Origin of the sequence: Thalassobaculum sp. (assembly GCF_040219215.1) — a bacterium.
Taxonomy (GTDB): Bacteria; Pseudomonadota; Alphaproteobacteria; order Thalassobaculales; family Thalassobaculaceae; genus Thalassobaculum_A.
Window position 1 is genome coordinate 221,319 of record NZ_JAVJSX010000007.1, and the last position, 26,211, is coordinate 247,529.

General features: G+C 68.6%; 23 protein-coding genes and 1 tRNA gene. 16 read left to right on the forward strand and 8 right to left on the reverse strand.

The genetic code is table 11. From position 1 onward, the window contains the following. The first annotated feature begins 12 nt into the window (after positions 1 to 12). From RIC54_RS04630 to RIC54_RS04645, 4 genes are read left to right on the forward strand one after another with little or no spacing between them, the layout of a single operon-like run. Complete coding sequence (locus tag RIC54_RS04630; protein WP_350098368.1) at positions 13 to 1,209, forward strand: JmjC domain-containing protein; 1,197 nt, start codon at positions 13 to 15, stop codon at positions 1,207 to 1,209. A 7-nt stretch (positions 1,210 to 1,216) separates the two neighbouring features. Then, complete coding sequence (locus RIC54_RS04635) at positions 1,217 to 2,065, forward strand: sulfotransferase domain-containing protein (protein ID WP_350098369.1); 849 nt, start codon at positions 1,217 to 1,219, stop codon at positions 2,063 to 2,065. Positions 2,066 to 2,072: 7 nt separating this feature from the next. Then, entirely contained in the window at positions 2,073 to 4,007 is a 1,935-nt protein-coding gene (locus RIC54_RS04640; RefSeq protein WP_350098370.1) for a tetratricopeptide repeat-containing sulfotransferase family protein, read from the forward strand. Further along, positions 4,004 to 4,687, forward strand: coding sequence for a YggS family pyridoxal phosphate-dependent enzyme (locus RIC54_RS04645; protein WP_350098371.1), 684 nt, complete (start codon positions 4,004 to 4,006; stop codon positions 4,685 to 4,687). The genes RIC54_RS04640 and RIC54_RS04645 overlap by 4 nt, the downstream gene beginning before the upstream one ends. 30 nt (positions 4,688 to 4,717) lie before the next feature. On the opposite strand, the gene RIC54_RS04650 is transcribed toward RIC54_RS04645, so the two are convergent. The 3 genes from RIC54_RS04650 to ribA form a co-directional block, all read right to left on the reverse strand. After that, entirely contained in the window at positions 4,718 to 5,239 is a 522-nt protein-coding gene (locus RIC54_RS04650; RefSeq protein ID WP_502989714.1) for a L,D-transpeptidase family protein, read from the reverse strand. Positions 5,240 to 5,253: 14 nt separating this feature from the next. Further along, complete coding sequence (locus RIC54_RS04655; protein ID WP_350098372.1) at positions 5,254 to 6,075, reverse strand: hypothetical protein; 822 nt, start codon at positions 6,073 to 6,075, stop codon at positions 5,254 to 5,256. A 66-nt stretch (positions 6,076 to 6,141) separates the two neighbouring features. Continuing rightward, on the reverse strand, positions 6,142 to 7,281 hold the full coding sequence (gene ribA, locus RIC54_RS04660; protein WP_350098373.1) for a GTP cyclohydrolase II: 1,140 nt from the start codon (positions 7,279 to 7,281) through the stop codon (positions 6,142 to 6,144). 108 nt (positions 7,282 to 7,389) lie between these two features. Here ribA and RIC54_RS04665 point away from each other — a divergent pair, with 108 nt between their 5' ends. Genes RIC54_RS04665 through RIC54_RS04675 form a run of 3 tightly spaced genes read left to right on the forward strand, consistent with a single transcriptional unit; the run spans position 7,390 to position 9,327 of the window. Continuing rightward, positions 7,390 to 8,256, forward strand: coding sequence for an alpha/beta hydrolase (locus tag RIC54_RS04665; protein WP_350098374.1), 867 nt, complete (start codon positions 7,390 to 7,392; stop codon positions 8,254 to 8,256). Between the two features lie 20 nt (positions 8,257 to 8,276). Next, positions 8,277 to 8,606 (forward strand): DUF427 domain-containing protein, encoded by a 330-nt coding sequence (locus tag RIC54_RS04670; RefSeq protein WP_350098375.1) that lies wholly within the window; start codon positions 8,277 to 8,279, stop codon positions 8,604 to 8,606. 31 nt (positions 8,607 to 8,637) lie between these two features. Next, positions 8,638 to 9,327 (forward strand): response regulator transcription factor, encoded by a 690-nt coding sequence (locus RIC54_RS04675; protein ID WP_350098376.1) that lies wholly within the window; start codon positions 8,638 to 8,640, stop codon positions 9,325 to 9,327. A gap of 27 nt (positions 9,328 to 9,354) precedes the next feature. On the opposite strand, the gene RIC54_RS04680 is transcribed toward RIC54_RS04675, so the two are convergent. After that, on the reverse strand, positions 9,355 to 10,599 hold the full coding sequence (locus RIC54_RS04680) for an MFS transporter (protein ID WP_350098377.1): 1,245 nt from the start codon (positions 10,597 to 10,599) through the stop codon (positions 9,355 to 9,357). 223 nt (positions 10,600 to 10,822) lie between these two features. On the opposite strand from RIC54_RS04680, the gene RIC54_RS04685 reads away from it, so the two are divergent. The 3 genes from RIC54_RS04685 (at position 10,823) to RIC54_RS04695 (ending at position 13,970) form a co-directional block, all read left to right on the forward strand. After that, positions 10,823 to 11,656: an MBL fold metallo-hydrolase gene (locus RIC54_RS04685; RefSeq protein ID WP_350098378.1), complete on the forward strand. Its 834-nt coding sequence runs from the start codon at positions 10,823 to 10,825 to the stop codon at positions 11,654 to 11,656. 69 nt (positions 11,657 to 11,725) lie between these two features. Beyond that, on the forward strand, positions 11,726 to 12,538 hold the full coding sequence (locus RIC54_RS04690) for a class I SAM-dependent methyltransferase (RefSeq protein WP_350098379.1): 813 nt from the start codon (positions 11,726 to 11,728) through the stop codon (positions 12,536 to 12,538). A 67-nt stretch (positions 12,539 to 12,605) separates the two neighbouring features. Further along, positions 12,606 to 13,970: an adenylate/guanylate cyclase domain-containing protein gene (locus RIC54_RS04695; RefSeq protein WP_350098380.1), complete on the forward strand. Its 1,365-nt coding sequence runs from the start codon at positions 12,606 to 12,608 to the stop codon at positions 13,968 to 13,970. 31 nt (positions 13,971 to 14,001) lie between these two features. On the opposite strand, the gene RIC54_RS04700 is transcribed toward RIC54_RS04695, so the two are convergent. Further along, positions 14,002 to 14,076, reverse strand: a tRNA-Gln gene (locus RIC54_RS04700). A gap of 121 nt (positions 14,077 to 14,197) precedes the next feature. Here RIC54_RS04700 and RIC54_RS04705 point away from each other — a divergent pair. The 3 genes from RIC54_RS04705 to RIC54_RS04715 all read left to right on the forward strand — a co-directional run bounded on the left by RIC54_RS04705 (position 14,198) and on the right by RIC54_RS04715 (position 18,224). Beyond that, positions 14,198 to 14,686, forward strand: a complete 489-nt coding sequence (locus tag RIC54_RS04705; RefSeq protein ID WP_350098381.1) for a hypothetical protein — start codon at positions 14,198 to 14,200, stop codon at positions 14,684 to 14,686. 162 nt (positions 14,687 to 14,848) lie between these two features. Continuing rightward, positions 14,849 to 15,601: a hypothetical protein gene (locus RIC54_RS04710; RefSeq protein WP_350098382.1), complete on the forward strand. Its 753-nt coding sequence runs from the start codon at positions 14,849 to 14,851 to the stop codon at positions 15,599 to 15,601. Between the two features lie 97 nt (positions 15,602 to 15,698). Then, entirely contained in the window at positions 15,699 to 18,224 is a 2,526-nt protein-coding gene (locus tag RIC54_RS04715; protein WP_350098383.1) for an SEL1-like repeat protein, read from the forward strand. On the opposite strand, the gene RIC54_RS04720 is transcribed toward RIC54_RS04715, so the two are convergent. The 3 genes from RIC54_RS04720 to RIC54_RS04730 all read right to left on the reverse strand — a co-directional run bounded on the left by RIC54_RS04720 (position 18,210) and on the right by RIC54_RS04730 (position 22,570). After that, positions 18,210 to 19,106, reverse strand: coding sequence for a 4-(cytidine 5'-diphospho)-2-C-methyl-D-erythritol kinase (locus RIC54_RS04720; protein WP_350098384.1), 897 nt, complete (start codon positions 19,104 to 19,106; stop codon positions 18,210 to 18,212). The genes RIC54_RS04715 and RIC54_RS04720 overlap by 15 nt on opposite strands. 21 nt (positions 19,107 to 19,127) lie before the next feature. Continuing rightward, positions 19,128 to 20,810: a tetratricopeptide repeat protein gene (locus tag RIC54_RS04725; RefSeq protein WP_350098385.1), complete on the reverse strand. Its 1,683-nt coding sequence runs from the start codon at positions 20,808 to 20,810 to the stop codon at positions 19,128 to 19,130. 113 nt (positions 20,811 to 20,923) lie between these two features. Then, on the reverse strand, positions 20,924 to 22,570 hold the full coding sequence (locus tag RIC54_RS04730) for an electron transfer flavoprotein-ubiquinone oxidoreductase (protein ID WP_350098386.1): 1,647 nt from the start codon (positions 22,568 to 22,570) through the stop codon (positions 20,924 to 20,926). Between the two features lie 153 nt (positions 22,571 to 22,723). On the opposite strand from RIC54_RS04730, the gene RIC54_RS04735 reads away from it, so the two are divergent. From RIC54_RS04735 to moaB, 3 genes are all read left to right on the forward strand, one after another. Continuing rightward, complete coding sequence (locus RIC54_RS04735) at positions 22,724 to 23,581, forward strand: uracil-DNA glycosylase (protein ID WP_350098387.1); 858 nt, start codon at positions 22,724 to 22,726, stop codon at positions 23,579 to 23,581. Between the two features lie 209 nt (positions 23,582 to 23,790). Continuing rightward, the gene (locus RIC54_RS04740; protein ID WP_350098388.1) at positions 23,791 to 25,671 is read left to right on the forward strand and encodes a lytic transglycosylase domain-containing protein; all 1,881 of its coding nucleotides are present in this window, start codon (positions 23,791 to 23,793) and stop codon (positions 25,669 to 25,671) included. Beyond that, positions 25,658 to 26,209 (forward strand): molybdenum cofactor biosynthesis protein B, encoded by a 552-nt coding sequence (moaB, locus tag RIC54_RS04745; RefSeq protein ID WP_350098389.1) that lies wholly within the window; start codon positions 25,658 to 25,660, stop codon positions 26,207 to 26,209. Before RIC54_RS04740 ends, moaB begins: the two co-directional genes overlap by 14 nt. Positions 26,210 to 26,211: the final 2 nt, after the last annotated feature.

The following is a 26,211-nucleotide window of genomic DNA, read 5'->3' on the forward strand; positions in this document are numbered from 1 at the left end:
GGGAGGCTAGGCATGGATGTTTCCTTCGATCGGCTGTTCAAAGCGATCGATCGTCAGACCTTCGTGCGCGACTACCTTGATCAGCGCGTCTACCACGAGGCCGGCTCCGTTCAGGATGTCGGCCGTTTGTTTTCCTGGGACAAGCTGAACGACCTGCTGCAGCGCCCGAAGCTGTGGGACGGCAAGTCCATCGAAATGGCGCTGGCCGGGCGTGTGCTTGACCCGCGTGAGTATTGCCGCCCCGGCCTCGGCCGGACCGGCGAGCCGATTCTGCGGCCGGACCGCCAGAAGGTCATGGCGCTGCTGCAGAAGGGCGCGACTTTCGTGCTCGATTATCTGGACGGCATTGATCCGGACATTGCCGCGGTCACGCGCTGCTTCGAACGGCTGTTCGGGACCAACACCTCCTGCAACATGTACTGCTCGTGGCAACAGGTGCCCGGCTACGCGTCGCACTTCGACACCATGGACGTGTTCGCCATCCAGATCACCGGCGAGAAGACCTGGAACATCTACGACGGCCGTTTCCGCGAGGCGACCTTCACCGCGGGCATTCGCCCGGCCGACTTCACGGTTGAGCAGCACAACCGCATGCGGGGCAAGGTCGCGCAGCGGATCACCATGCGCCCGGGCGACATCCTCTATCTTCCGCGCGGCGTGTATCATGACGCGCTGGCCACCGATTCCGCATCGTTGCATCTGTCTTTCGGCGTGTCGCCGCAGGTCGGCTTCACCGTCGTCGGCATGCTGGCAAGCGAGGCCCCGAAGCACGAGTTTCTGCGAAAGCGGCTGCCGCATTTCGAGGACCGGGAGGAGCTTGCCGGGTACCTTGCCGCCGTCGGCGATCATCTCAAGACCATGCTGAGCGACCCCGGGTTCGTCGATTACCTGTCCGGCTATCTGCGGGACCGGACCTTCGAGAAGGTCACTGACTACCGGTTGCCGGACCGGGCCGCCGACCAGTACTTCTACGTCTCGCGGCACCGGCCTGAGGTTCTGGAAGCCGGCGGACAGCTGAAGCTGCGAACGTCAACGGGCTCGGAGGTGCCGCTGCAGCGCGGGGATCGGGACATGGTCAACTGGATCCTTGAACGCGAGGTGTTCTGGCTGTCCGAGCTGAACGTGGCGCACGGCAACCGCGGGCCGGCCGGTGAGCGGGTCCTGAACGCGCTGGTCGAGAGCCGGGTGGTTTTTCCGGTTCAGGCGTGAGGCATTCATGGCCGGCGGCATTCTCTGGCTCGCGTCCTATCCGAAATCCGGCAACACCTGGGTCAGGATCTTCATCGAGAACCTGTTCCGGAACGCCCACGCACCGGCGTCGATCAACGATCTGACGGTGGTCGGGTTCGGGGACGCCCATATACCCACCTATGAACGGCTCGCCATGCGCCGGATCGGCGAGATGACGGACAGCGAGCTGCATGCCCTCAGGGAGTCGGTGCAGCGCGATCTTGCCAATCGGGATGAAACCAGCATCGTCAAGACGCACAACATTCTCGATGTGCACGAGGGAAGACCGCTCATCTACCCGCAGTACACGATGGGCGGGATCTACATCGTCCGGAATGTGTTCGACGTGACGGTATCGATCGCCCGGCACTACAACATCTCGGTCTCCGACGCGGTGGAGGCGATCTGCGCGCCCGGGTTTCGAACTCCGACTACTGCCGCCGCGGTGTTCCAGGTTCTGGGCCGATGGTGCGATCACTACCGTTCCTGGACGGCGCTCCCCCAGTTGAGCCCGCTGGTCCTGCGCTACGAGGACCTCCGCTCCAAGCCGTTCAAGACCTTCGGCAAGGTCGTCAAGTTTCTGAAGTTGCCGGCCGATGCGGAGCGGATCAAACGGGCGATACGTTTCAGCAATTTCGACGAGGTATCGAGCCAGGAGCGCGCCGCCGGCTTCAAGGAACGGGTCCGCGAAGACCAGGTGTTCTTTCATTCCGGCCGGGTCGGCGCCTGGCGCGATCATCTGACGGACGACCTCATCGGCCGCCTGATCGACGCTCACGGCGAGGTGCTGCGCGAGTTGGGGTATCTCGACAAGCAGGGCCGTCCCACGGTCTGATCGCGGCATGACCGCTCGCCGCCTCTCCCCGAAAATCCTCTCCGCAGTCGACCGGGCGGTTTCCACCGGCGACCCGGCGCCGGCGCGGCCCCATCACCATGCGTTGATGGCGGCGACCGATCTTCCGGCCGGCGTGCTGTACCGCCTGGCGATGCTCGAGGCCCGGTCCGGCGCCGCGGACACCGCCATCCGGCTGCTGGAGGCCGCGCGCGCGGGCGGACCGGCCAATCCCGATCTTCTGGTAAATCTCGCGCAGCTCAAGCTTGGCCGTGACGATCCGGCCGGCGCCTACGAATGCCTATGCGGCCTGCCGGCCTCCGCCCGCGCCCATCCCGTGGTGGCGCGCCTTGAAGGCGACGCCCTGGCCGGGCTCGGGCGCCACGCAGAGGCGGTCGCCACATACCAGACCGGCCTGCGCCGGGCCCCTTACGATGCCGCCCTGCACGCCAACCTGGGCGTTGCCTGTCGGGCGCTCGGGCGGTTGCGCGAGGCGGCCCATCACCTGGAAACCGCGTTGGCGCGTGCCCCCACCGTCGAGGCCCGGGTCAATCTCGCCGGCCTGCTGGTCGACCTCGATCAGGCGGACCGTGCCGTCGAGCTGCTGGCCCGTGGGCTTGCGGACACCCCCGGCGTGGGTCTGCTGCACCGCCATCTGGCGTTCGCCGCGCGGGCCGACGGCGACGCGCTGCTGGCCAACGCGGCGGCGCGCCGGGCGCTGCTGCTGGTCCCGGCCGACGTCTCCGCCACCGCCACCGTTGCGGAACTGGCCGACAACCGGGCCGACCTGCCGGAGGCGGCGCGTTGGGTCGGCCGTGCGCGGGTCCTCGATCCCCGGCATGTGACATCCGCACAGCTGGCGGTGCGACTGGCACGCCGGTTGAAGCGGTTCGATGAGGCCCTGACGGTCGCCGACGGATGGCTGGCCGCAGAAACCATGCCTGCCCGGCGCTATCCGGTGCTGTTCGAGCGGGCCCAGGCCTCGGAGGCTGACGGCGATGCCGTTGCCGCCTTTGCGGCGTTTGAGGCGGCCAACGCGGCGCAGGCCATTGCCGCGCCGGGGGCTCTCGATCCTGGCCACGCATTCCGCCAGCTGGCCGAACTGGACCGATTGTACGCGGCCGCACAACCGACGGCGGCGATGCCGGCGTCCAGCCCGGACGACGGGCCATCCCCGGTGTTTCTGGTCGGCTTTCCGCGCTCCGGGACCACTCTGCTGGACCAGGTGCTCGATGCGCACCCCGAGATCGCGGTTGTCGAGGAGCGGCCGTTCATCGCCGGCCTGATCGCCCGCTTCAGCGTTGCCGGACGGAGCTACCCCGAGGCGCTGACGACGTTGAGCGATGCCGACCGGGCCGAGATGCGCGCCTGGTACCGGGCCCGAATGAAGCGCTTTCTGCCCGACGCTCCGACCCGCTACGTCGTCGATAAGATGCCGCTGAACCTGGTCCACGCCGGGCTGATCCGCTCGGTGTTTCCGGAAGCCCGCTTCCTGCTGGCGCTGCGTCATCCCTGCGACGTTGTGCTGTCCTGCTTCATGCAGAACTTCCATCTCAACACCTGGATGGCGTCGTTCACCACGCTGGACGGTGCCGCAGGCCTGTACCGGGCCGCGCTCGGCGTATGGGAAACCTATGCCGGCGTGTTCGATCCGCCGCGCATCACCGTGCGCTACGAGGATCTGGTGGACGATCTTCCACGCGAGGCCGCCAGGGTGTTGCGGTTTCTGGACCTGCCGTGGGACGACGGCGTCACCCGGTTTCACGAGCACGCCCGGAGCCGCGGGGTCCTGGCGACCCCGAGTGCGGCGCAGGTCACCCAGCCGGTCTACCGAACGGCGCTGGCCCGCTGGCGACGGTACGATTTCGCGATGACACCGATTGCCGGGACCCTCGCCGAGGAGATCCGCCGGTACGGCTATGACGACCAGGAGGAACACCAATGACCGATGCTGTCGCCGAGGTCGCCGCCAATCTCGCCGAAGTTCGGGCGAAGGTGGCGGCGGCCGCCGCCGAGGCCGAGCGTGATCCGGCGGGGGTTACGCTGATTGCCGTCGGCAAGGTTCAGCCGATCGAACGGGTGGAAGCCGCGCTGGCCGCCGGGCAGCGGGTGTTCGGCGAGAACCGGGTCCAGGAGGCACAGGGCAAGTGGCCAGCGCTGCGGGCGCGCCATCCCGATACCGTGCTGCATCTGATCGGGCCGCTGCAGACCAACAAGGTCAAGGACGCCGTCGCGCTGTTCGACGCGATCCAGACGGTGGATCGCCCGAAGCTCGCGGCCGAACTGTCCAGGGAGATGGCGAAGCAGGGCCGTCGGCTGGACTGCTACATCCAGGTCAACACCGGTGAGGAAGATCAGAAGGCCGGGGTCCTGCCGGCTGACGCCGACGCCTTCATCGAGAGTTGCCGGAAGGAGCATGGACTGCCGGTCGTCGGGCTGATGTGCATACCGCCGGTGTCCGACGATCCGGCGCTTCACTTCGCCATGCTGCGCGAGATTGCGAAGCGCCATGGCCTGCCGGGTTTGTCGATGGGGATGAGCAGCGACTACGAACTCGCCGTTCAGCTCGGCGCCACCCATGTGCGCGTTGGAACCGCGATCTTCGGTGCCCGCGACTACGGCTGACGCCGGAGACGCCCGGAACCGAACCGGGCTCTATGCGTAGCTGATGTCGATCATGCTTTCCGACCCGACCGCCACCAGGACGGCCAGCATGTCATCCCGCGCCAGGGCGACGCATCCTTCGGTCGGCCTCCCGTCGGGGCGGGCCAAGTGCAAAAAGATTGCGCTGCCGCGCCCCGGGACCGGCGGCGCGTCGTTGTAGCCGAGCTCGATCACCAGGTCGTACAGGCCGTCGTCGCGCCACATCCGTTCGTGCCTGGAGTCGAAGGGCAGCCTGACCAGTCGGTTGTAGTGCACGGGATCGCCGGGGTCGTCGCACCATCCCAGGTGCTCCGACAATGGCAGGATCGGCAGACCGGTGGCAATGGCGCTCTCGCGGTCCGGCCGGTAGAGCAGGCGGCGCAACGGAAACCGCCCGACCGGAGTGCCGCCGTCGCCCTCGCGCTTGTCCGCCACGATACCGCCGCGACCGAGCACGCACGGCCGGACCCGCTCGCCAACGGCCAGCGTTCCGCGGATAGCGTGCGGGGCGGCTCGTACAATCAGCAGCGTCAATCGTCCGGACTCGGTCAGCCAGTCTCCTGCTTCTGCATATGCTCGTATTTCTCCAGCGCCCGCAACATCCACTCGTTGACGGTACCGGCGTCGTTGCCGGCCAGCGCCAACACCGGCTCGGCCCGCTGCTCGGTTTCGCGCGATCCGTCCTTGGGCTTGCCAGCGATGCCCGGCGGTTTGAGGGCGGCCGCCTGCAGGCGTGCGGTATCGCCGATCGAGCCCGGCATCGGACCCGGCCGCTTGACGGCGTTGGCGCTGCGGATGAAAGCGTCGAGCCGATCGGCGGTCCGGCCCTCGAACTGGGTGGTCGCCGGTGCCTCGGATCTCTCGGCTGGCGCCGTCTGCGCCGACCGGGGGGTGAAGCTGGCCACCACGATCCGGTTCGGATCCTCTACCGGGGGGCTCGCCGGTTCCGGTGGGGTCGGTTCGGCAGGTGCCGCCGGTGCTGCCGCCACCATCGTGTCGGAGCCAACGGCGGTTTCCGGTGCATCGTGCAACCAGGCGAGCGCGGTGTCGCCAATGTCATGACCGGTCTCGTGCTCGACCACGACATTGGCGAGCGCGCTGATCAGACCGAGCGGGCCGCCGTACAGCGCGCCACCGGCCATCCTTGCCGTGTCGGTCATGGTGTCGCCGGTCAGTGCCCGGTAAAGCGTGCCGACGACCGGCAAATGCTGCAGGGGGTTGAGGACATCCAGCAGGTCGCCGAAGCCGAGGCTCTCGCCTCCTGAGTCCGTGTCCTGGCCCGGCAATACCTCGTCGCCGCCAGGATCGGAGCGGCGGAGCACCCAATGCGCCGGGGTGTTGGCGGTAGCGTCGATCGGGGACGTGGTCATGCGCGCACTCCTTCCTTCAACAGGATAGAAGCAAGCGCTGTGCCAGAGAGATCGCCCAGAAATCGCCTAGAACAGGTGCCCCGAGCGCCCGGCCTTGGTCGCCAGGTAGCGTTCGTTGTGCTGGTTGGACGGGAACACGTGCCGGACCCGCTCCACCACCTCGACGCCGCAGGCGGCAAGCTGGCCGATCTTCTCCGGGTTGTTGGTCATCAGACGGACCCGAGTGATGCCGAGCAGATTCAGCATCTCCGCCGCCGGGAAGTACACCCGTTCGTCGTCGTCGTATCCAAGCATGGTGTTGGCGTCCACCGTGTCGGCGCCGAGGTCCTGCAGGCTGTAGGCCTTGAGCTTGTTGACCAGCCCGATGTCCCGTCCTTCCTGGGCGAGGTAGACCAGGACGCCGCCGCCGGCGTCGGCAATCGCCTTGATCGCGCCGCGCAGCTGGTCGCCGCAATCGCAGCGCAGGCTGCCCATCAGGTCGCCGGTAAGGCACGACGAATGCAGGCGGATCAGCACGGGCTGACCGGGGTCAGGATCGCCGATCCGGATCGCCACGTGCTCGAGCCCGCCGTCGATCGGCCGGAAAGCGATCAGTTCGCAGTCCTCGGCATCGATCAACGGCACCCGGGCCGACGCGGCGCGCACCAGGCGCGTGGCGCTGACCTGCCGGTGTGTGTCGATTGCCCCGCTGTCGACCAGCAGGAGCGCGTGCCCGCGGGCCCAGACGTCCATCCGTGCGGGCGGTACGTCGGACACCGTGGCGACCAGGGCGGCCGGAATCAGCCGTGCCAGCTTGACCAGCCGGACGGCCGCCGCTGCGGTTCCGGACTGCGGTTCCGGAAGGGTGATCAATCCGCCGGTGTCGACCGTGCCGGCCGTCGGATCGGCGATCGCCGCGACACGGTCGGCGGAACTGCCGGGCGGGAGGGTCACCGTGACCACCGGGGCCGGACCTCCGGACCCAAGCGCGATCGCCCGGTTCCGGGTGATCGCCAGCACGGGGTCGGAGCCGGTCAGCCGCCGCAGCTGGCCGACCGTGTCGTCGGTGATCATCTCGGCTGCCACCATCAGCGCCAGGCGATCACGGTCGGCGCCGGCGCGGACCGCGACGATACCGCCCCGGCGCAGTTCGGAGACGGCACGGTCGACCGCGAGATGGTCGGCGGCGCGTGGCGCCTTGCGGGTGGGGGCTGGGTCGTTCGGCATGCCGCGCATATTGAGGGGCTGACGTCGGGAATCAAGCAAAGTCGTGCGGATGCGGCGTGTTGCACGCGGAAAATCCAATCCGCTACTGTGCGGGGGAAGGAGACCTCCATGCCGCTGTACCGCGACTACGATCAGGCAGGGCTCGACGCCCAGTACGACAACCGCCGCAAGGTGCCCGAGGCCGGGGAGATCTCGGAGCGCTGGATGGCGCGCGGTGCGGAGGCACGGGCGCTGCTGTCCTGCGACCTCGACCGTGGCTATGGCCCGGACCCGCGCCAGGCCGTCGACGTGTTTCCGGCGGCGCGCGGCGATGCACCGATCCTGGCGTTCGTCCACGGCGGATACTGGCATTCCCGTGACCGCACCCTGGTCCACTACCTGGCGCCGACCTACGTGGCCGCCGACGTGACCTTCATCTCGATCGGATACCGGCTGTGCCCGGCCGTCACGATGGCGGAGGTCGCTGTGGACGTGCGGGCGGCCCTGACCTGGATCCACGCCAACGGACATGACCTCGGCGGCGACCCGAACCGACTGTTCGTCGCCGGTCACTCGGCTGGTGGCCATCTGGCGGCGCTGATGGCCGGCCCGGCCGGCGTGCCGGCTCTGCTGAAGGGCGGCTGCAGCGTGTCCGGCCTGCACGATCTGGAGCCGATCCGCCTGAGCTACCTGAACGAGCAGGTCCATCTGCGCGCCGAGGACGTCCCCGGACTGAGCCCGGTCGTGCACGCGCGCAACCTCAAGCCGGGAGAGATGCGCCTGCCGCCGCTGATCGCCACGGTCGGCGGGGACGAGGGGCCCGAGTACCTGCGCCAGCGCGACGAGCTGGTCGCGGCCCTGAAGGCCGCGCGGGCGCCGGTGGAAAGCGTCGACGTGCCGGGCGGCAACCACTTCACCGCCCTGGAAGCCTTCGGCGATCCGCACCACGCGCTCTGCCAGGCGATGCTGCGGCTGATCCTGGCGCCCAGTTTCTGACCGGCACACCGGATCGTGACATGGCGCGAGCGACCCTGAACGGCGTGGTCCTGGCCGACAGCGACGCGGTCGAGATCGTCGAGGGCTGCCTGTATTTTCCGCGCGACCGGGTCGCGATGAAGCACCTGGAACCCAGCAAAACCCGCACAATCTGTCCGTGGCGGGGTGTTGCCACCTATTATGATGTGCGGGTCGGCGACCAGGTCGAGCCGGCGGCGGCCTGGTCTACGAAGCACCAAAGCGCCGGGCGCGGCGTCTCGAAGGACCCGTCGCATTCTGGAAGGCAATCGACGTGGAGCCTTGAGGTCCAAGAGGCGCTACACTATTTGCCGACAGGAGCGGAAGCATAGAGACCATGAATATTCGGGGGCGGGAGCCGGTATGACGAGCGGACGCAAGATCCTTCTGGTCGACGACGACGATGCGCTGCGATCCACTCTGGCCGAGCAACTGCAGCTCCATGAAGAGTTCGTGACCGCCGAGGCTGCGACTGCAGCCGACGGGCTGCTGGCGGTCAAGGACACCCACTACGACCTGATCCTGCTGGATGTCGGCCTCCCGGACATGGACGGGCGCGAGCTGTGCCGACTTATGCGCAAGCACGGCGTGAAGGCGCCGGTGATCATGCTGACCGCCCAGGACTCCGACGCCGACACCATTCTCGGCCTGGACGCCGGCGCCAACGACTACATCACCAAGCCGTTCAAGGTGGCGATCCTGCTGGCCCGGATCCGAGCCCAGCTCCGGCAACACGAGCAGAGCGACGATGCGGTGTTCACCATCGGCCCGTACAGCTTCAAGCCGGCGGCCAAGATCCTGCTGGACGAGGCGCGCAACAAGAAGGTCAGGCTTACGGAGAAGGAAACCGCGATCCTGAAGTACCTGTACCGGGCGGGCGACCGGATGGTGAAGCGCGACACCCTGCTGAACGAGGTCTGGGGCTACAACGCCGGTGTGACCACCCACACCCTGGAAACCCATGTCTACCGGCTGCGCCAGAAGATCGAGCCCGACCCGCAGCGGGCGGCGATCCTGGTCACCGACGCAGGCGGGTACCGACTGGTTCCGTAGCCAGCGCGGGGTCTGGTCGGGACCGATTCAGTCGGGGCCGCGGCGCCCCATCCGTGCCAGACCGAGGGCGAGCAGCATGCCGCCGATCGCGTCGAGCGTGGTGATGAAGCCGAACACCGGCCCGCTTGCGCTCCACACCCCGGTCAGCAGCAGGACCTGCGGCAGCAGAATGGGGCCGATCAGCACGCCGAGGTTCCGCCCGGTCATGATGGTTGCGAACGCGCCGGGGCCGGCACGCCGCGAGCCGAGGATCGTGCTCGGCATGGCGAACAGGCACACCGGCGTGATGCCGATGCCGATCCCATACAGCAGCAGTGACGCTATCCCGATGGCCAGACCTTCGGTCCAGGGCATCGCCCACCACACTGCCGCCTGCAGCAGCATCGATCCGGCCAGCATCGGGCCGACCGGCGCACCGCGCCGGATCCACCGTGATGACAGCAGGCCGACAACGATCAGGGTCAGGACCGGGATGGAGTAGCCGACCGTCGCCATCCCGGGTCCCAGACCGTGCGCCTCCACCAGGAACTGAGGCAGCCACGTCATGTAGGCGAAGTACTGGGCCGACCACAGGGTGAACAGCAGCGCGCTTAGGGCAAGCGCCCAGCGCTCCTCGCCGGTCAGCGGCGACTGTCCGGCGGACGGCCGGCGGCGCAGGTCGAGGTCGGCCGTCCCGCGCAGCCGGATGACCAGGGTCCATGCCGCCATCATCGCCGTGGCGGCGGCGGTGGCCAGCCATCCGATCCGCCACCCGATCCCGGTCTCGGCCAGTGGAACCAGCAGGTTCGCCGCGATCTGTCCAACCGGAATCCAGATGGCGCTGAGCGCGATCGCCAATGCCAGATGACCGGGTCCGGCATGGCGGTTCGTGTAGACCGGCCCGGCGATGGCAAACACCGCGAACGCGAACCCCTCCAAGGCCCGCGAACCAAGTACTACCCACGCATCCTCCGGCACGATCAGCGCCAGAAGATTGCCGGAAATCGCGGAAAAGAACGCAAGACCGAGGATATACCCGGTGCCGAGACGCGCCATGACGCCGCTCAGCGCCAGGGACACCGCCAGGCCGATCACGGCATAGACCGACATGAAGGCGCCTGCCAGGGTCTTGGGATAGCCGAACTCCGCCAGCATGGACGGCAGCATCGGCGGCAGCTTGAACTGTTGAAAGGCGGCGAGCGAAGCCAGCAGGAATCCGAAGAGAACGCCGGTCCAGTTGGTGGTGCCGTGCGGCACAGGCGGTCGTGTCGTGCGGCCGCGGTTCAGGGGCATGGCAGGATGGGTCCGGATGGGGCGCGACGGTTGGCGTGGGATCGGGGCCGGTGGGGCGCTGCAGTCTGGTCCGGGACCCGTTCCGGCACAAGCCGGCGATCAATCCAGCCGCCGTTTCCGGCGCAGGGCGGGTGTGTTATGGGTGAACGTGCCGCCCGACGCCGGGCGGGCGGGTGTCGCACGCACGGTCGGTCGCGGCTCCGCGCCGAGGTGGGAGGTTGGGTTGGCGAAGGACGATGTCCTGATCCGGATCTGGGGCGGGCGCGGAAGCGTCGCCTGTCCGGGGCCGAAGACGGTGCGGTACGGGGGCAACACCGCCTGCGTCGAAGTCCGCTGCGGACCGCACCTGGTCATTTTCGACGGTGGTACCGGGATCCGCGAACTCGGCAAGGCGCTGACCGCCGAAGCACCGGTGGAAGCCGACGTTTTCCTGACGCATTTTCACCTCGATCACATTGTCGGGCTGCCGTTCTTCGCGACGGCCTACGACTCCCGCAACCGCGTGCACTTCCATGCGGCCCGGCTCGACACCGCGCTGACCCTGAAGACCATCGTGACGCGGATGATGTCGCCGCCGCTGTTTCCGGTTCCGGTCGACGAGTACCGGGCCGATGTCGATTTCGTCGATTTCGCCGTCGGCGACCGACTGGAACCCCATCCAGGACTGGTCCTGGAGACCCGCGCGCTTTGCCACCCCGGCGGTGCCTGCGGGTATCGGCTGACATGGGCCGGCAGGACCGTCGCCTATGTCACCGACACCGAGCACCCGCAGGACGGCAGCCTGGATCCCAATGTCCAGCATCTGATGGCGGGGGCCGACGTGGCGATCTACGACGCGACGTTCACCGATTCCGAATACGCCTGCTACCGCGGGTGGGGGCATTCGACGTGGCGCGAGGGGGTGCGCGCCGCGGATGCCGCCGGGGTTGGGACGCTGGTGCTGTTCCATCACGATCCGACGCACGACGATGACGCCATGGACCAGATCGCCGCCGATGCGGAAGCGGCTCGCCCCGGTACCCTGGTAGCGCAAGACGGCATGACCCTGCATCGGTAGTGATTGCGCGTGCATATGCGAATTAAGTCATTGAAAAACAGACTATCAGCGGTTCTGACGGTCCTTGGTATGACCCAGGGTGGGTTCTATATCCCACACCGGTATGCCGCCTCTGTTGCGCCGCCCGCCGGCTATCCGGAACTGGATGCGCTGTTCGTCGAAGCCGCCCCGCAGTTCCGCGACGTGCTGGACGCGATCGACCGACATGGCGCGATCGTCGACCGGTTCGACGGCGCCAGGCCACCGTTGCCGCGCTGGCAACAGGACTGGTTTCCGGGCCTGGACGGCGCCGCGGCCTATGCTCTGGTCCGCGAAACCCGACCAAATCGCATTGTCGAGGTCGGTTCGGGCCATTCCACGCGGTTTCTGGCCCGCGCGGTGCTGGATGCCGGCCTGACCACCGAGATCGTGTGCATCGATCCCGCGCCCAGGGCCGATATCACGGGCCTGGCGGAGGCCGCGTCGTTACGCGTAACCCGCAGAACCCTGCAGGACACCGGCGTTGAGAACCTGCCGACGCTGGGTCCGGGAGACATCCTGTTCATCGACTCCAGCCATCTTGCCCTGCCGGGTACGGACGTCGATCTGCTGTTCACCCGGGTCCTGCCCCGGCTGCCGGCGGGCGTCCTCGTCCACGTGCATGACATCTTCCTGCCGGACCGCTATCCGCCGACCTGGGACTGGCGCGGCTACGCCGAGCAGATGGTGGTCGCGGCGTGGCTGGCCGGGGGCGGCCTTCGGCTGCGGTTCGCCAGCCGATGGGTGCGCACCCGGATGGCCGAGGAGTTGGCGTCCGGCGCGGCCGGCCGGATTCCGGTGGGCCGCGGGGCCTACGAATCCAGCATCTGGGCGGTGACCACCGGCTCGATCACGAGCGGTTGATGTTCGGCCGCCGGAGGTCACGCAGCATTGACCGTTCCCGGGCCGCGCCCGCAGCTAAAGTGTAGACATGACCGAGCCCGCTGTTCGTCCCGATCAAAGTCGCTCGATTCCCGCACGCACCGGGGATGCCGTGCTGCCGGTTCGGGTGCGGGACGCGCTGCGCGACCAGCAGGCGTCGAGCGAGATCCTGATCGGCTGGATCCAGTTCGCGGTGGTCGGTGCGTTCGGCACCCTGTACGCGATCTCGCCGAAGGCGTTTCCGGCGGAGGTCGAGTTCCGGCCGATCCCCTGGGTGCTGGGCGCCTACTTCGCGTTTACCCTGGCGCGCCTCGGGCTCGCCCATGCCCGGCGGCTGCCGCGCTGGTTTCTCGGCCTGTCGATCCTGGTCGACATGGCGCTGCTGCTCGGCATGATCTGGAGCTTCCACCTGCAGTACATGCAGCCGGCGGCGTTCTACCTGAAGGCGCCGACCCTGCTGTACGTGTTCATCTTCATCGCGCTGCGCACCCTGCGCTTCGAGGCGGTCTACGTGCTGCTCGCCGGCGGGGCCGCGGCCCTCGGCTGGCTGTTCATGGCCGGCTACGCCCTGATGTGGGATCCGATGGCAGCGCCGGTGACCCGTGACTACGTGCTGTACCTCACCTCCAACGCAGTCCTGATCGGCGCCGAGTTCGACAAGATCGTCTCGATTCTGACGGTCACCGCGATCCTGGCCGTCGCGATCGTCCGGGCGCGCCGCCTGCTGGTGCGGGCGGTGCGCGAGAGCCTGGCGGCCCGCGAACTGTCGCGGTTCTTCGCGCGGGACGTCGCCGACCGGATCGTCGATCTGGACGCCGGTATCGAGATCGGCCGCGGCGAGCTGCGGGACGCCGCCGTGCTGAACGTCGACATGCGGGGATTCTCGCAGCTTGCCACCGAAATCCCGCCGGACGACCTGATCGCCCTGTTGGCCGAGTATCAGAGCACGGTGGTCCCGGTGATCCAGGCGCACGGCGGCAGCATCGACAAGTTCCTGGGCGACGGCGTGATGGCGACGTTCGGGGCGACCCGGTCGAGCGCAACGCCGGCGGCCGATGCGCTGCGCTGCCTCGACGACCTGTCGGCTGCCGCGACGGCCTGGTCGGATCGCCGGCAGTCCGCCGGGCTGCCGGCCCCGGCGGTCGGATTGGCGGTGGCCTCCGGTCCGGTGGTGTTCGGCGCGGTTGGGGACGAGAGCCGGCTGGAATACACCGTCATCGGAACCGCGGTGAACCTCGCGGCCAAGCTGGAGAAGCACACCAAGGTCGAGGCGGTGCGGGCACTGACCGATGCGGCAACCTATTCGGCGGCCGGCCTGCAGGGATACCGGCCTGCGCGACCGCCGGAACGCCGCCCGGGTCGGCGGGTCGCCGGTCTCGACTACGAGCTGGATCTGGTGGTGCTGGCCGCGTAGCGGAGGCGGCGTGACGGTCCCTGGACGGCGGTGGCTGGGGCGGCAGGGATCGAACCTGCGAATGGCGGTACCAAAAACCGCTGCCTTACCGCTTGGCTACGCCCCACCGGCCGGCGGGCCGAACATACGCAGGACGTCCGCGCACGGCAAGAGCCGGATCGACGGGGTGCACCGTCGGCCTGAAACCGTTACAATGAGCCGATTCGCGACGATGCAGGGAGCTGGTGGTGGCACGGCGTGACGGCAAGGCCCGAATGCCCTGGAGCGTCAAGGGCGTTAGCCCGGAGGCGCGTGAGCTTGCCAAGACGGCGACGGCGCGCGAGAGCGAGACCATGGGCGAGTGGCTGAGCGACGTCATTCGCCGGGTCGGGGCGGCGGAGGCCGCCGGCCGGCCGCTAAGCCTGCCGCATCGCCGGACGGCAGCGGCGCTGCCGGGACGGGTTCCGGCCCGCGGCACGCGGGTCGAGCCGTACCTGCATCCACAGGCCCCGGCGGCGCCTGCCGAGCGTGACGCGGACCCGGACACCGTCGACGAAGCGGCGCTGGCGGCGCTGGTGGCCGAGCGGGTCGAGCGGACGGAGACCCGCCTCGTCGGCCTGCTTGAATCCCTGGAAGACATCGTCGTGCGGCTTGCTGGTCGCCTGGATCGGCTTGAGCGTGCCGTTGAGGAGCCTTCATCGGTGGATGATGACCAGAGGTCGCTCCCGGGTTCGTGAACGGTATGCCCTCGGTTTTCCCTTACGGCCGCAGTACCCTTGCGCTGTGGACAATTACCAACAATGCCATATAATCCTCCGCTTACGGTGTCATACCGATAGCAGGACCGAGTGCTCCGGGAGTCCGAACGTGCCGATACGTCGATCCCGATGGGAGAATTCATGAGCGGCGCATCGCCGTGGAGCGTCAAAGGCATCTCTGCCGAGGAACGCGACTTGGCCAAGCAGGCCGCCCGTCGGGCGGGCGTGCCGATTGGCCAATGGCTGTCGCGCCAGATCCGCGACGCCGCCGAACAGGAGCGGGCTGAACGGGCTCCCGGGCGAGGCGCGGGATCCTGGCGAGCCGCGGAGCCGCCGCACGAACTGCATCCGCACGGCCCGACCGCGGCCGCGTGGCGTAGCGCGCTCGCGACGCCGCCCCCTGCGGTCGAGGCCCCTTACCCGCCGCCGGTCCACTACGCGCCGCCGCCGCCACCCCCGGCGCCGGTCGCGACTGTTCGCCCGGCCCCGGCGTCGGTTGATCCGGCGCGGGTGCGGGACCTTGAACGGCGGCTTGATGAACTGCCGGATGTCCAAGGACGCCTGAAAGCCCTTGAGAAGCTGGAGCAGCGTCTGGCCGCGGTGGCGACCGAACTGGCCGAGGTCGGCACACGCCTCGATCAGATCGAAAAGCGCGCCGAGGGAAAGAGCGTAGCGCTGACCCGCGAGGTGTCGGCGCTGGCCGAGCAGGTCGAAGAGCTGCAATCGCGCCCGTCCGACGGCGGCGGTGGGGGTGCGGCGGCGGTGGCGGCCAGCACCGCGCCGATCGAGCGGGCGGTCATGCGCCTGGCGGAACGGCTGCAGCGGGTGGAGGAACTGACCCTGCCCGACGAACGCTCGGACCGCGGCCTGTTCGGACGCCTGTTTCGGCGCTGATCCGCGCACCTCAGCGGGCACTACGCCTCATTGGGTCTTTTATCAACGGCGCTACCATCATATAGTGACGGCGCTACCCAGTGACTGAGGAGACGGCGTGGCTCGGCAGGCGACGGCTTGGAGCGTCAAGGGCGTCGATCAGGCGACCCGCGACATCGCTCGGCGTGCCTCCCAGGCAGCCGGCGTCACGATCGGAGAATGGATCGACCAGGCGATCCGTGCCGATGCCCAGGTCCATGGCGACAGCGACCCCGCCGAGTCGAAGGCGGATGCCTTACCGACGCCGGCGTCGAGCCGCGCGATCGCATCCGGCCGCGTCTCGTTGTCCACCGTGGATCAGCTCGCGAGCCGGCTCGATGCCGCGGATGCCCGGCTTGACGCTGCAATGCGCCCCATCGCCTACGCGCTTCAGGATATTGCCCAGCGTCTCGTTGCGGTCGAACAGCGGGCCGAGTTGGATGGCCCCCGCCACCGGGTAACGGCCCCCAAGGCCTTGAGCGACGCCCGCGGTCCGGAGATCTCGCCGGCCGTGGCGGACCCGTCCCAGGCCGTCCCGTCTTCGACCGATCCCGTTTGGGACGAGCAGCCGGTCCAGGACGATGCATGGGTTCGGCCGGCGGAGAGCACGGCGCCACCGCCCTACAGGCCCGCCGCGGATCCACCGGAGGAAGAAGAAGACGATGTGCCGGACGAGATCGCCCTGGCAATCGAGCGGACCGTTGCGAAACGCCGGCTGCCCGAGGCGCCGCCTGCCGGATGGGAGGCAGCGGTTCGGATCAACCACGCCGAACTTGCCGACGCGGCGGATGCGATGCAAGCCGAGCGGGCGGTACCCGACGTAGCGCCTGATGACGTAGCGCCTGATCCGGATCCTGACCCGGTCCTTGAGCCCGCGTCCCTGCTGGAATCAGACGCGTTCCGCCTGGAGGATCTCCCTTCCGACGCCCGGATCCCGGACACCCAGGGTCGTCAGGCTGATCCCGCGGCGCCCGAGGAGGAACACGAGCCCGAAGCGCCGACCGAGGCCGCGGCGCCGGTAGCGGCCGTCGCCGAGCGGGCGGCCCGTCCGGACCCGGTCCCGCCCACCGCCGATATTCCCCCGGACGGATCGCTGACCGGCACAGTCGATGCCTCCGTGCCCGGTTGGCTGACCCGGCCAGCGGCGTCGGAGCGTGCGCCGCTGGCCGCCCGTGCCCCGGAGCGGGCGCGTCCGGCACCTGCGCGCCGCCGGCCGCGTCGGGCGGCTTGGGCTGCCGTTGCAGCCGTGCTGGTCATCGTGGCTGCCGCAGCCGGATGGATGGCGTTCGGCGGAAGCGCCGCACCCACCGTGGAAGCGATGCGGGACCGCATGATCGAAACGGCAGAAGTCCTGCAGGCGGAAGCTGAGTCCGCGGCGTCGGCCGCAGGGGCTGAACTCGATTACTGGATGGCCCGGCTGGCGACGGTGTTCGATACCGCCACGGGTGAACCACCACAGCCGTCGACGGCGAGTGCGCCTCCGGTGGAGGCCGCGCCCGCAACCCAGCCACCGCCCACGGTCCCGGCTGTCGGCGCCGAACCGGCGCCGGCGGTTCCGCCTGCGGCGCCCCCGACGGTCGCGCAAGCCACGCCGCCAACAGCACCGGCAACCCCGTCGGCTGCGCCTGCGCCGGCCACCCCGGTGCCCGCCGATGCGGCCCCCGATGCACCGGTCGCAGCGCCGGCAAAGCCGGCCGACGCGGCCGTGCCCGGCCCGTCCAGCGCCCCGGTTGTCGCAGCCCCTGCGGTCAAACCGAGCCCGCCGCCGCCGGCTCCCGATCTGCAGGCGCCGGTTCAACCGGAGCCGAAATCGGCGACCGGACAGCTGGCGGCACTTCCTCCGGCACTCGCGCCGGCTGCCGGGGCAGACCGGGCGGCGCTGCTGGCAAGCGCCCGGTCGGGCGATCCGAGCGCCCAGTACACCCTGGCTGCCCAGCTGGCATCGGCCGAACCGCCGGATTTCCAGCAGGCGGCGAACTGGTTTCGCGAGTCCGCGATCCAGGGAGTTCCGAACGCCCAGTACAATCTCGGCGTGCTCTACGAACGCGGGCTCGGCCTGCCCCAGGACGATACGCGTGCGCTGCTCTGGTACCACAGCGCCGCCGAGCAGGGTCATCCGCTGGCTCAGTACAATCTTGGCGTCCTGTACTCCGCCGGGCGCGGCATCCCCCTGTCGTACGCGGAGTCGGCGCGCTGGTTCCGCCGGGCGGCCGAGCGCGGGGTTCCCGCGGCGGCATACAACCTGGCGGTCCTGACCGAGGGTGGCCTGGGACTGACGCGCGATCCGGCCGAGGCGGAGCGGTGGTTGCGCCGGGCTGCGGAACTCGGTCACTCCGAGGCGAAGAAGCGGCTGGCGGCCGGCGGGCTGGGCAAGTCCGAGTCGGCGCTGGACGAGACCGCGACCACGGCGACCAACGATGGGGTTGCTGAAGAGGATGTCGCTGCAATCCAGCGAGGGCTCTCGCGGCTCGGCCTGTACGACGGTGCCGTGGACGGCATTGCCGGCCCCAAGACCCGCGACGCGATCAGCCGCTATCAGGTCCGCGAGGGTCTGCCGGCCAACGGCCTGCCGTCGACCAGCCTGAGGAAGCTACTGGGCGGCTGATCCGCGCAGGCGGGTCGGCCTGACCCACCAGTCCGGATGCCGATGCGCAAGTTCGGCCGCGGCGTTTCCTGCGTCGTCGTCGTCGTCGAACAAGCCGAACACCGCCGAGCCGCTGCCGGTCATGCGGGCCAACCGGCATCGCCGCAAACCCTGTACGGCCGCCAGCGCCGTGGCGATGGCCGGCTCGGTCCGACACGCGGCATCGGTCAGGTCGTTTCTCAGGTCCGCCAGCGCGTCGAGCGGATCCGTCGCTAGGCGTTCCAGCGCGGTTTCCGGCACCGGGGATCCGAACGGTCCGCTCCGTGCCTGAAACACCGCCGGCGTCGCCACCGGGCGACCCGGCCACACCAGCACGACCGGAAGATCGCGGGCGAACGTCAGGGGGGTTAGGACATCACCGAGTCCCTGCGCGCGCCAGGGCCTGGGATCCAGGCACATCGGGACATCGGCACCCAGCGCCGCCGCGTCCACCGCCGGCGGGTGTCCGCCATCATGCAGCGTCTTCATCAACCGCAGCACGGCGGCCGCGTCGCTCGATCCGCCCCCGAGGCCGGCGCCGGCCGGGAGGTATTTGACGAGCGACACCGAGAGTCCCGGAATCCCGGTCAGCGCGTTCGCCCCGGCCGCCAGAGCCCGCCATGCCAGATTGGCAGTACCCGCCGGCACTACCACTGTCGTTGAACCCGCTGAAACTCGTGCATTTCTGCAGGTTACCGCCAGTTCCACACGGTCGGCGACCGGCCGGAGACCGACCACATCGCCGACCTCGGCGAAGGCGACGATGCTGTCCAGTTCGTGATAGCCGTCCGGCCGCCGGCCGGTGACGTGAAGGCACAGATTGACCTTGGCGGGCGCCAGCGTCTCGATCGGCTCGAAGGTCACGGCCGGTTATCGGTCGCAGCGTCAGCCGGGACGCCGGTCGGTACCACCGGCTGTCCCGGATCCGCCGATTCCCTTGCCGGACCGGTCCGATGGGCTTGCCAGCCCGTCGCGCAGCTTGCGCTCGATGTCGGCGGCGAGATCCGGCGTCGGCTCGAAGGTCAACGCGCGCTGCCACTGGAAACGCGCCTCGTTGCGCCGTCCGACCCGCCAATAGGCGTCGCCCAGATGGTCGTTGATCGTGGGATCGGTCGGACGCAACGCCACGGCGCGTTCCAGATGACCGACCGCACCGGCGTGGTCGCCCAGCCGATACAGCGCCCAGCCCAGGCTGTCGACGATGTAGCCGTCTTGTGGCCGCAACTCGACCGCCTTCTCGATCATCGCCTTGGCGCGATCAAGATGCTCGCCGCGATCGACCCAGGAATAACCCAGGTAATTCAGCACGTACGGCTGGTCTGGCCGCAGCTCGAGCGCCCGCAGGAAGTCCGGTTCGGCCTCTTCCCACCGCTTGGCCCGCTCCAGCGCGATCCCGCGAGTGTACAGCACGGACCAGTGCCTGGGCTCCAGCGGACGCATGCGCGCCAGGGCCTCGCCATACGCCGCAATCGCCGCGTCCCAGTTCTCCCGCCCACGCTCCAGGTCGCCCAGGCGGATCAGCGGGTCGGGCAGCTCGGGCCGATCGGCCGCAAGGGCGATCAGTTGCCGGGCGGCCTCGTCCTCGCGCTTCAACCCCTCGAGGCTGCTGACCGCCCGCAGCCGCGCCAGCAGCCGGTATGGCGAGTCCGGTTGAACAGCCTCGTAGAGGGCCAGGGCCTCCTCATAGCGCTTTCGATCGTCGAGGATCTCCGCGACCAGCATCGCCGCGAGGTCGAAGTCCGGCTGCAGATGCAGCGCCAGCCGGGCGAAGATCATCGCGGTGTCCGACCCGCGGTCACGCTGCAGGGCGCTCGACAGATCGAACAGTGCTTCGGCGATGCCCTTGGCTGCGGTCGGGGCCCGCGGCTCGCCGCCATCGGCGACCCGGCGCAGCATGGCCTTGAGCGCCGCCGGATCGCTGACGCTGCCCTCCGCCTCGTCGATGCGCGCAAGCGCCTGGTCGAGTTGTCCGTTGCGGGCGTCGAACGCCGCGGCCACCAGCCGCAGGCGCAGCGGCGGGGTGGCGCTGCGGGCCAGTGCCGCCGAGTAGCGCCTGCGCGCCTCCTCGATCCGGCCGCTGGCTTCCGCCAGCATCGCGGTGTGCAGCGTGTACAGGCCGGCAAAGCCCTGCTCGCCGGCCAGCTTGTCGAGTTGCGCTTCCGCCGCCTCCGGCGCGCCCCGCCCGAACTCGGCCCAGGCGGCGATGATGGGGCCGAGAATCTGATTCAGCCGCCGGTCGTCGAGCCGGCCGATCTCGGCAACCGCCTCGGAGTACCTGCCTTGCCTCGCCTGTTCGACAGCCAGATAGAGGCGCGCGATCGAGGAGCCGTCTCCCGGGGTATCGGCGACCGTCCGCGCAAGTCCGGCGGCCGCGTCCAGGTGCCCGGCCTCCAGCCGCAACAGGAACGCACGCCGCTGCAGCGCCGCGTTGCCCGGGTCGCTTTCCAGAACGCGATCCATGTAGAAGCTTGCGCGCCGGATGTCCTGGGAACGGATCGCGTGCTGGGCTGCCAGATAGGCTCCGACCGTGGAGTGCAGTTCAACCGGCGCCGGGTCGTGGTCGGCCACGCGCTCGGCGCCCGGACTGGCGGCACAGGCACCAAGGGCTGCGGCCAGCAATGCGGCTGATGCCCGGAGATTGATCCGCCGGCTACGCGGCCTGAAGTGACGCAAGCTCGTCCTCACATGTTCGGGTAGACCGGTCCGCCTCCGCCCTCCGGCACCACCCAGTGGATGTTCTGCAACGGGTCCTTGATGTCGCAGGTCTTACAGTGAACGCAGTTCTGCGCGTTGATCTGTAGCCGCGGGTTGCTGCCGTCGGCATCGCGCACGATCTCGTAAACCCCGGCGGGGCAGTAGCGTTGCTCTGGCGCGTCGTACAGCGCCAGATTGTGGTCGATCGGAACCGAGCCATCCCGGAGCGTGAGGTGCGCCGGCTGGTTTTCCTCGTGATTGGTGTTCGACAGGAACACCGAGGACAACCGGTCGAAGCTGATCGTGCCGTCCGGCTTCGGATAGTTGATCGGGATCGACTGGGCGGCCGGACGAAGGCTCTCGTGGTCCGGGTGGTGATGCAGCGTCCATGGCGCCTTGCCGCGGAACAGGAAGGTGTCGATCGCCGAATAGGCGATCCCGGCAAACAGGCCGAGATGGAACGCCGGACGGATGTTGCGGGCGCGATGCAGTTCGTCCCACACCCAGGACTGTTTCAGCCGCTCGGGATAGTCGTTCAGCATCACTCCGTTGCCGGCAGTGCCGTCCTTCAGGGCGGCGAACGCCGCCTCGGCCGCCAGCATGCCGGACTTCATGGCGGTGTGGCTGCCCTTGATCTTTGGGACGTTCAGGAAGCCGGCGCCGCAGCCCATGATCGCCCCGCCCGGGAACACCAGCGTCGGGATGGCCTGAAAGCCGCCCTCGTTCAGGGCGCGGGCGCCGTAGGAGATCCGCCGGCCACCCTCCAGCAGCGGCCGCACCGACGGGTGCTGCTTGAAGCGCTGAAACTCTTCGAAAGGCGACAGAAAGGGATTCTTGTAGTCCAGCCCGACCACGAACCCGATCGAAACCTGGTTGTCCTCGAGGTGATAGAGGAACGAGCCGCCATAGGTCTCGCCGTCGAGCGGCCAGCCGACGGTGTGCACGATGGTGCCGGGCTTGTGCTTGGCCGGATCGACCTCCCAAAGCTCCTTCAGGCCGATCCCATAGGTCTGCGGATCGCAGTCCTCGCGCAGGGCGAACCGCTCGAACAGGCCCTCGGTGAGCGACCCGCGACAGCCCTCGCCGAACAGCGTGACCTTGGCGTGGAGTTCCATGCCCGGCTGGTAGCTGGCGGTTTTCTCGCCGTCCTTGCCGATCCCCATGTCCCCGGTGGCGATGCCCTTGACGCTGCCGTCATCGTGGTAAAGCACCTCGGCTGCGGCGAATCCCGGATAGATCTCGATACCCAGCTCGGTCGCCTGCTCGCCGAGCCAGCGGCAGACGTTGCCAAGGCTGACGATGTAGTTGCCGTGGTTGTTCATCTGCGGCGGATTCGGCAGGCGGTAGGCGCCCTTGGCGGTCAGGAACATGAACCGGTCATCGGTGGCCGGAGTGTTCAGCGGCGCTCCGCGTTCCTTCCAGTCCGGAAACAACTCGTTCAGGGCTCGCGGTTCGATCACCGCGCCGGACAGGATGTGCGCACCGACTTCGGCGCCCTTCTCCAGGACCACGACGGACAGATCGGTGCCGGCCTCTGCACACAGCTGTTTCAGCCGGATCGCCGCGGCCAGCCCCGACGGGCCGGCGCCGACGACGACGACATCGCACTCCATCGATTCGCGTTCAGTGCTCATCGTACCTCCTGCCGCCCATGACTTCCCAAACACCGTCGGCATGGCCCGACGCGTCATGACCTGTCATATATCACGCATGTGCCGTGATCCAGGGGCAGCCACCGGCGGTAGCGCCGGATTCCATATCGACGGTCGTTCGCTCGGGGCGTTGCCATGAGCGATTCCCGCGCGGCTGCCCGGGCGTTGCTGGCCTGGTATGTCGACGCCGGGGTCGACGAGCCGATGGGCGATACCCCGGTCGACCGGTTTGCCAGCCGCCTCCCTTCGCCGCATGCGGCACCAGCCGCCGCGCCCCTGAAGCCTGCGCCGACGGCGGCTCGGCACGCCGCGCCGGCGGCCCGACCGGCAGGGCCTGCGCGTCCCGTCACGGTCGACAATCAACCCGGCGCTGCCCGCTCGGCCGCCTTCTCCGCCGGGAGCCTGGACGAATTGCGCAGCATCCTGCAGGCGTTCGATGGCTGCCCGCTCAAGGTCACCGCGACCAACACCGTCTTCGCCGACGGGGTTCCGGGCGCGCCGGTGATGATCGTCGGCGAGGCTCCCGGCGCCGACGAGGATCGTGCCGGCCGGCCGTTCGTCGGGCTGAGCGGTCAATTGCTCGATCGGATGTTGGCGACCATCGGCCTTGATCGCCAGCGCAACGTCTACATCAGCAATGTCCTACCGTGGCGCCCGCCTGGAAACCGCAACCCGACCGACAACGAAATGGCGACGTGCCTGCCGTTCATCCAACGGCATATCGAGCTTGCGGCGCCGCGGGTCCTGGTCCTGGTCGGCGGAACGTCGGCGAAGACCCTGTTGGACCGCCGAGAGGGCATCACCCGGCTGCGCGGCCGATGGTTCGATTGGCAGGGACCATCGGATGGCGCGGCCATCCCGGTGCTTGCAACCTACCACCCGGCCTATCTGCTGCGCTCGCCCGGTCAAAAGGCAAGCGCCTGGAAGGACCTGCTTGCGCTGAAGCGATGGCTGGTTGAAGCCGGCATCGGCACCGCCGCACCTGACACATGATTGAATCAAACCGACCGATTGCTGCAGTGCATTCTATCGATCCTTAGCCGGATTCTGATCGATTCGACCGAAATTGATGAACCGCACGCACCGCCTGCGATTTATCCACATCTTTGACCCTCGCCTAGTCTGTCAATGGCTTGTCTAGGGCGAGGAATTATCCTAATTGTTAACGCATGCTCCCGCCACATTTTAGACACATTTGGCGAATGCCTGACCGGGTCGTTCGAAGGAAGTTCCTCGGGACCCTGGTGGTTGCCGGCTGGTTCGTCTGCACGGCTGGGCCGTCCCAGGCCCAGGACGTCGGTGAGGCGTTGCGTTCCGATCAGGCGCTGACCAGCAGCGCGGATCTGGAGACGGCCTTTCTGCCGCCCGATCTGCGCCGCGACAGTTTCCGCGATGATCCGGCCGAGTTGCCCCGGATTCTGTCCGAGGCCGATGTCCGTCGCTACCAGGAGATCTTTCGGTTCCAGGACGAAGGCAAGCTCAAGGCGGCGGACCGGCAGATCCGAGCCCTTGAGGATCGCATCCTGATGGGCCACGTCCAGGCGCAGCGTTTCCTTCATCCGACGGCCTACCGATCGACCTGGCGGGATCTGCGTGGTTGGCTGGCCCTGTACGCCGATCATCCGGATGCCGATCGGATCGAGCGTTTGGCGATGAAACGCAAGCCGGCCGATGCGGCGGACCCGACCTCGCCGGTCGGCGGTTATCTCGGCGGAAACGGCGCCGACGCGGTGGTCGACGTCACGCTCTACGTATCGCCCCGCAAACGCGCCGGTACCGAGCAGGCCGCGATCCGCAGCCTGAAGCGCGAGCTGCGCCGCATGATCCGGGCCGGCCGCCCGTCGGCCGCTTTGGCGCGGCTGGCCCGCCCCGACGCACTGGACCTGCTGGATTCGGTCGAGGTGGCGGATCAGCGCGGCAAGATCGCCGTCGGCTACTTCGTTCAGGGCCACGACGAGGATGCGCTGCGACTCGCGGCGGCCAGCGCCGAACAGGCCGGCGAGTTCCTGCCCTGGGTGCACTGGACCGCCGGGCTGTCGGCGTGGCGGCTGGGCCGGATTCCCGAGGCCGTGGAGCATTTTCAGTCGCTGGCGATGGCTGAGCGGACGTCCCGGACACTGCGGTCGGCCGGGGCCTACTGGGCGTCGCGCGGGCATCTGCAGCTTCAGCAGCCCGCGGAATCGACCCGCTGGCTGGCCCGGGCGGCGCAGTTTCCACTGACGTTCTACGGCCTTTTGGGACGGCGCGCGCTTGGTGTCGAGGTGCCGTTCGACTGGTCGCTGCCGCGGCTCACCACCGCGCGCTTCACCGCGCTGGCCGCCCATGACGGCGGCCGACGGGCGTTCGCCCTGCTCCAGGTCGGGCAAAGCGAGCGGGCCGAGAAGGAATGGCGCAAGCTGTTCCCCCGGCTCGACCCGTCCCTGCGCGAGCCGTTGATGACCATTGCCGCGCAGAACGACATGCCGGGGTTGGCAATTCGCCTGGCCGGAATCATCCGGGTGTCTACCGGCCGCACCTACCATGCCGCCCTGTTCCCGCTGCCGAGCTGGGCCCCGTCGTCGGGCTTCTCGGTCGACCGTGCGCTGGTCTACGGCATCATCCGCCAGGAATCCGGCTTCGACCGGCGCGCCCGCTCGTCGCAAGGTGCTCGCGGGCTGATGCAGTTGATGCCGCGAACCGCGAGTTTCGTCGACGAGGACGACGAGCTCGATCACCGGCACGAGTTGTACGTGCCCGAGCTGAACATGGCGCTCGGGCAGCGCTATCTGGTTCACCTGCTCGATCTCGACCGGGTCGAGGGCGACATGTTCCGGCTGCTGGCGGCGTACAACGCCGGGCCAGGCAACCTCGGTAAATGGACCAGGCGCGTCGACTTCCGCGACGATCCGCTGCTGTTCATCGAATCGATCCCGTCGCGCGAGACCCGCGAGTACATCGAGAAGGTGCTCGCCAACGTCTGGGTCTACCGATACCGGCTGGGCCAGACCCAGCCGTCGCTGGATCAGGTGGCCGCGGGCGAGTGGCCGCGCTACATATCATCGGATCGATCCTCCGACCCGGTGATCCGCGATGCCCGGTATTGACCAGTCCCGTCCGTTCGTTCCCGTTCACATTGCGGTTCTGACCGTTTCCGACACCCGCACGCCGGACAGCGACCGGTCCGGCGATACGCTGGTCCAGCGCCTGACCGATTCCGGGCATGTGCTGGCCGCCCGGGCGATCGTCACCGACGATGTTCCGGCGATCGTCGATCAACTTCAGGCCTGGATTGCCGATGACGCCATCGAGGTGGTGATCGCCACCGGCGGCACCGGGGTGACCGGCCGCGATGTGACGCCGGAGGCGTTCGAGCAGGTCTACGAGAAGCGGATCGAGGGCTTTGGCGAGATGTTCCGCTGGCTCAGTTTCCAGAAGATCGGCACCTCGACGATCCAGTCGCGGGCGACCGCCGGGGTGGCGCGCGGGACCTACCTGTTCGCGCTGCCGGGATCGACCGGCGCCTGCAAGGACGCCTGGGACGACATCCTGGTGCACCAGCTGGATTTCCGGTATCGGCCCTGCAATTTCGTCGAGATCCTGCCGCGTCTGCGGGAGCATGAGGGCGCGCGCGGCAAGGTGTGACG

Bases quoted from the DNA above. Each gene is read 5' to 3' on its own strand.
- RIC54_RS04630 (WP_350098368.1), top strand. From the start codon at position 13: ATGGATGTTTCCTTCGATCGGCTGTTCAAAGCGATCGATCGTCAGACC.
- RIC54_RS04635 (WP_350098369.1), top strand. From the start codon at position 1,217: ATGGCCGGCGGCATTCTCTGGCTCGCGTCCTATCCGAAATCCGGCAAC.
- RIC54_RS04640 (WP_350098370.1), top strand. From the start codon at position 2,073: ATGACCGCTCGCCGCCTCTCCCCGAAAATCCTCTCCGCAGTCGACCGG.
- RIC54_RS04645 (WP_350098371.1), top strand. From the start codon at position 4,004: ATGACCGATGCTGTCGCCGAGGTCGCCGCCAATCTCGCCGAAGTTCGG.
- RIC54_RS04655 (WP_350098372.1), bottom strand. From the start codon at position 6,075: ATGACCACGTCCCCGATCGACGCTACCGCCAACACCCCGGCGCATTGG.
- ribA (WP_350098373.1), bottom strand. From the start codon at position 7,281: ATGCCGAACGACCCAGCCCCCACCCGCAAGGCGCCACGCGCCGCCGAC.
- RIC54_RS04665 (WP_350098374.1), top strand. From the start codon at position 7,390: ATGCCGCTGTACCGCGACTACGATCAGGCAGGGCTCGACGCCCAGTAC.
- RIC54_RS04670 (WP_350098375.1), top strand. From the start codon at position 8,277: ATGGCGCGAGCGACCCTGAACGGCGTGGTCCTGGCCGACAGCGACGCG.
- RIC54_RS04675 (WP_350098376.1), top strand. From the start codon at position 8,638: ATGACGAGCGGACGCAAGATCCTTCTGGTCGACGACGACGATGCGCTG.
- RIC54_RS04680 (WP_350098377.1), bottom strand. From the start codon at position 10,599: ATGCCCCTGAACCGCGGCCGCACGACACGACCGCCTGTGCCGCACGGC.
- RIC54_RS04690 (WP_350098379.1), top strand. From the start codon at position 11,726: ATGACCCAGGGTGGGTTCTATATCCCACACCGGTATGCCGCCTCTGTT.
- RIC54_RS04695 (WP_350098380.1), top strand. From the start codon at position 12,606: ATGACCGAGCCCGCTGTTCGTCCCGATCAAAGTCGCTCGATTCCCGCA.
- RIC54_RS04710 (WP_350098382.1), top strand. From the start codon at position 14,849: ATGAGCGGCGCATCGCCGTGGAGCGTCAAAGGCATCTCTGCCGAGGAA.
- RIC54_RS04730 (WP_350098386.1), bottom strand. From the start codon at position 22,570: ATGAGCACTGAACGCGAATCGATGGAGTGCGATGTCGTCGTCGTCGGC.
- RIC54_RS04735 (WP_350098387.1), top strand. From the start codon at position 22,724: ATGAGCGATTCCCGCGCGGCTGCCCGGGCGTTGCTGGCCTGGTATGTC.
- RIC54_RS04740 (WP_350098388.1), top strand. From the start codon at position 23,791: ATGCCTGACCGGGTCGTTCGAAGGAAGTTCCTCGGGACCCTGGTGGTT.
- moaB (WP_350098389.1), top strand. From the start codon at position 25,658: ATGCCCGGTATTGACCAGTCCCGTCCGTTCGTTCCCGTTCACATTGCG.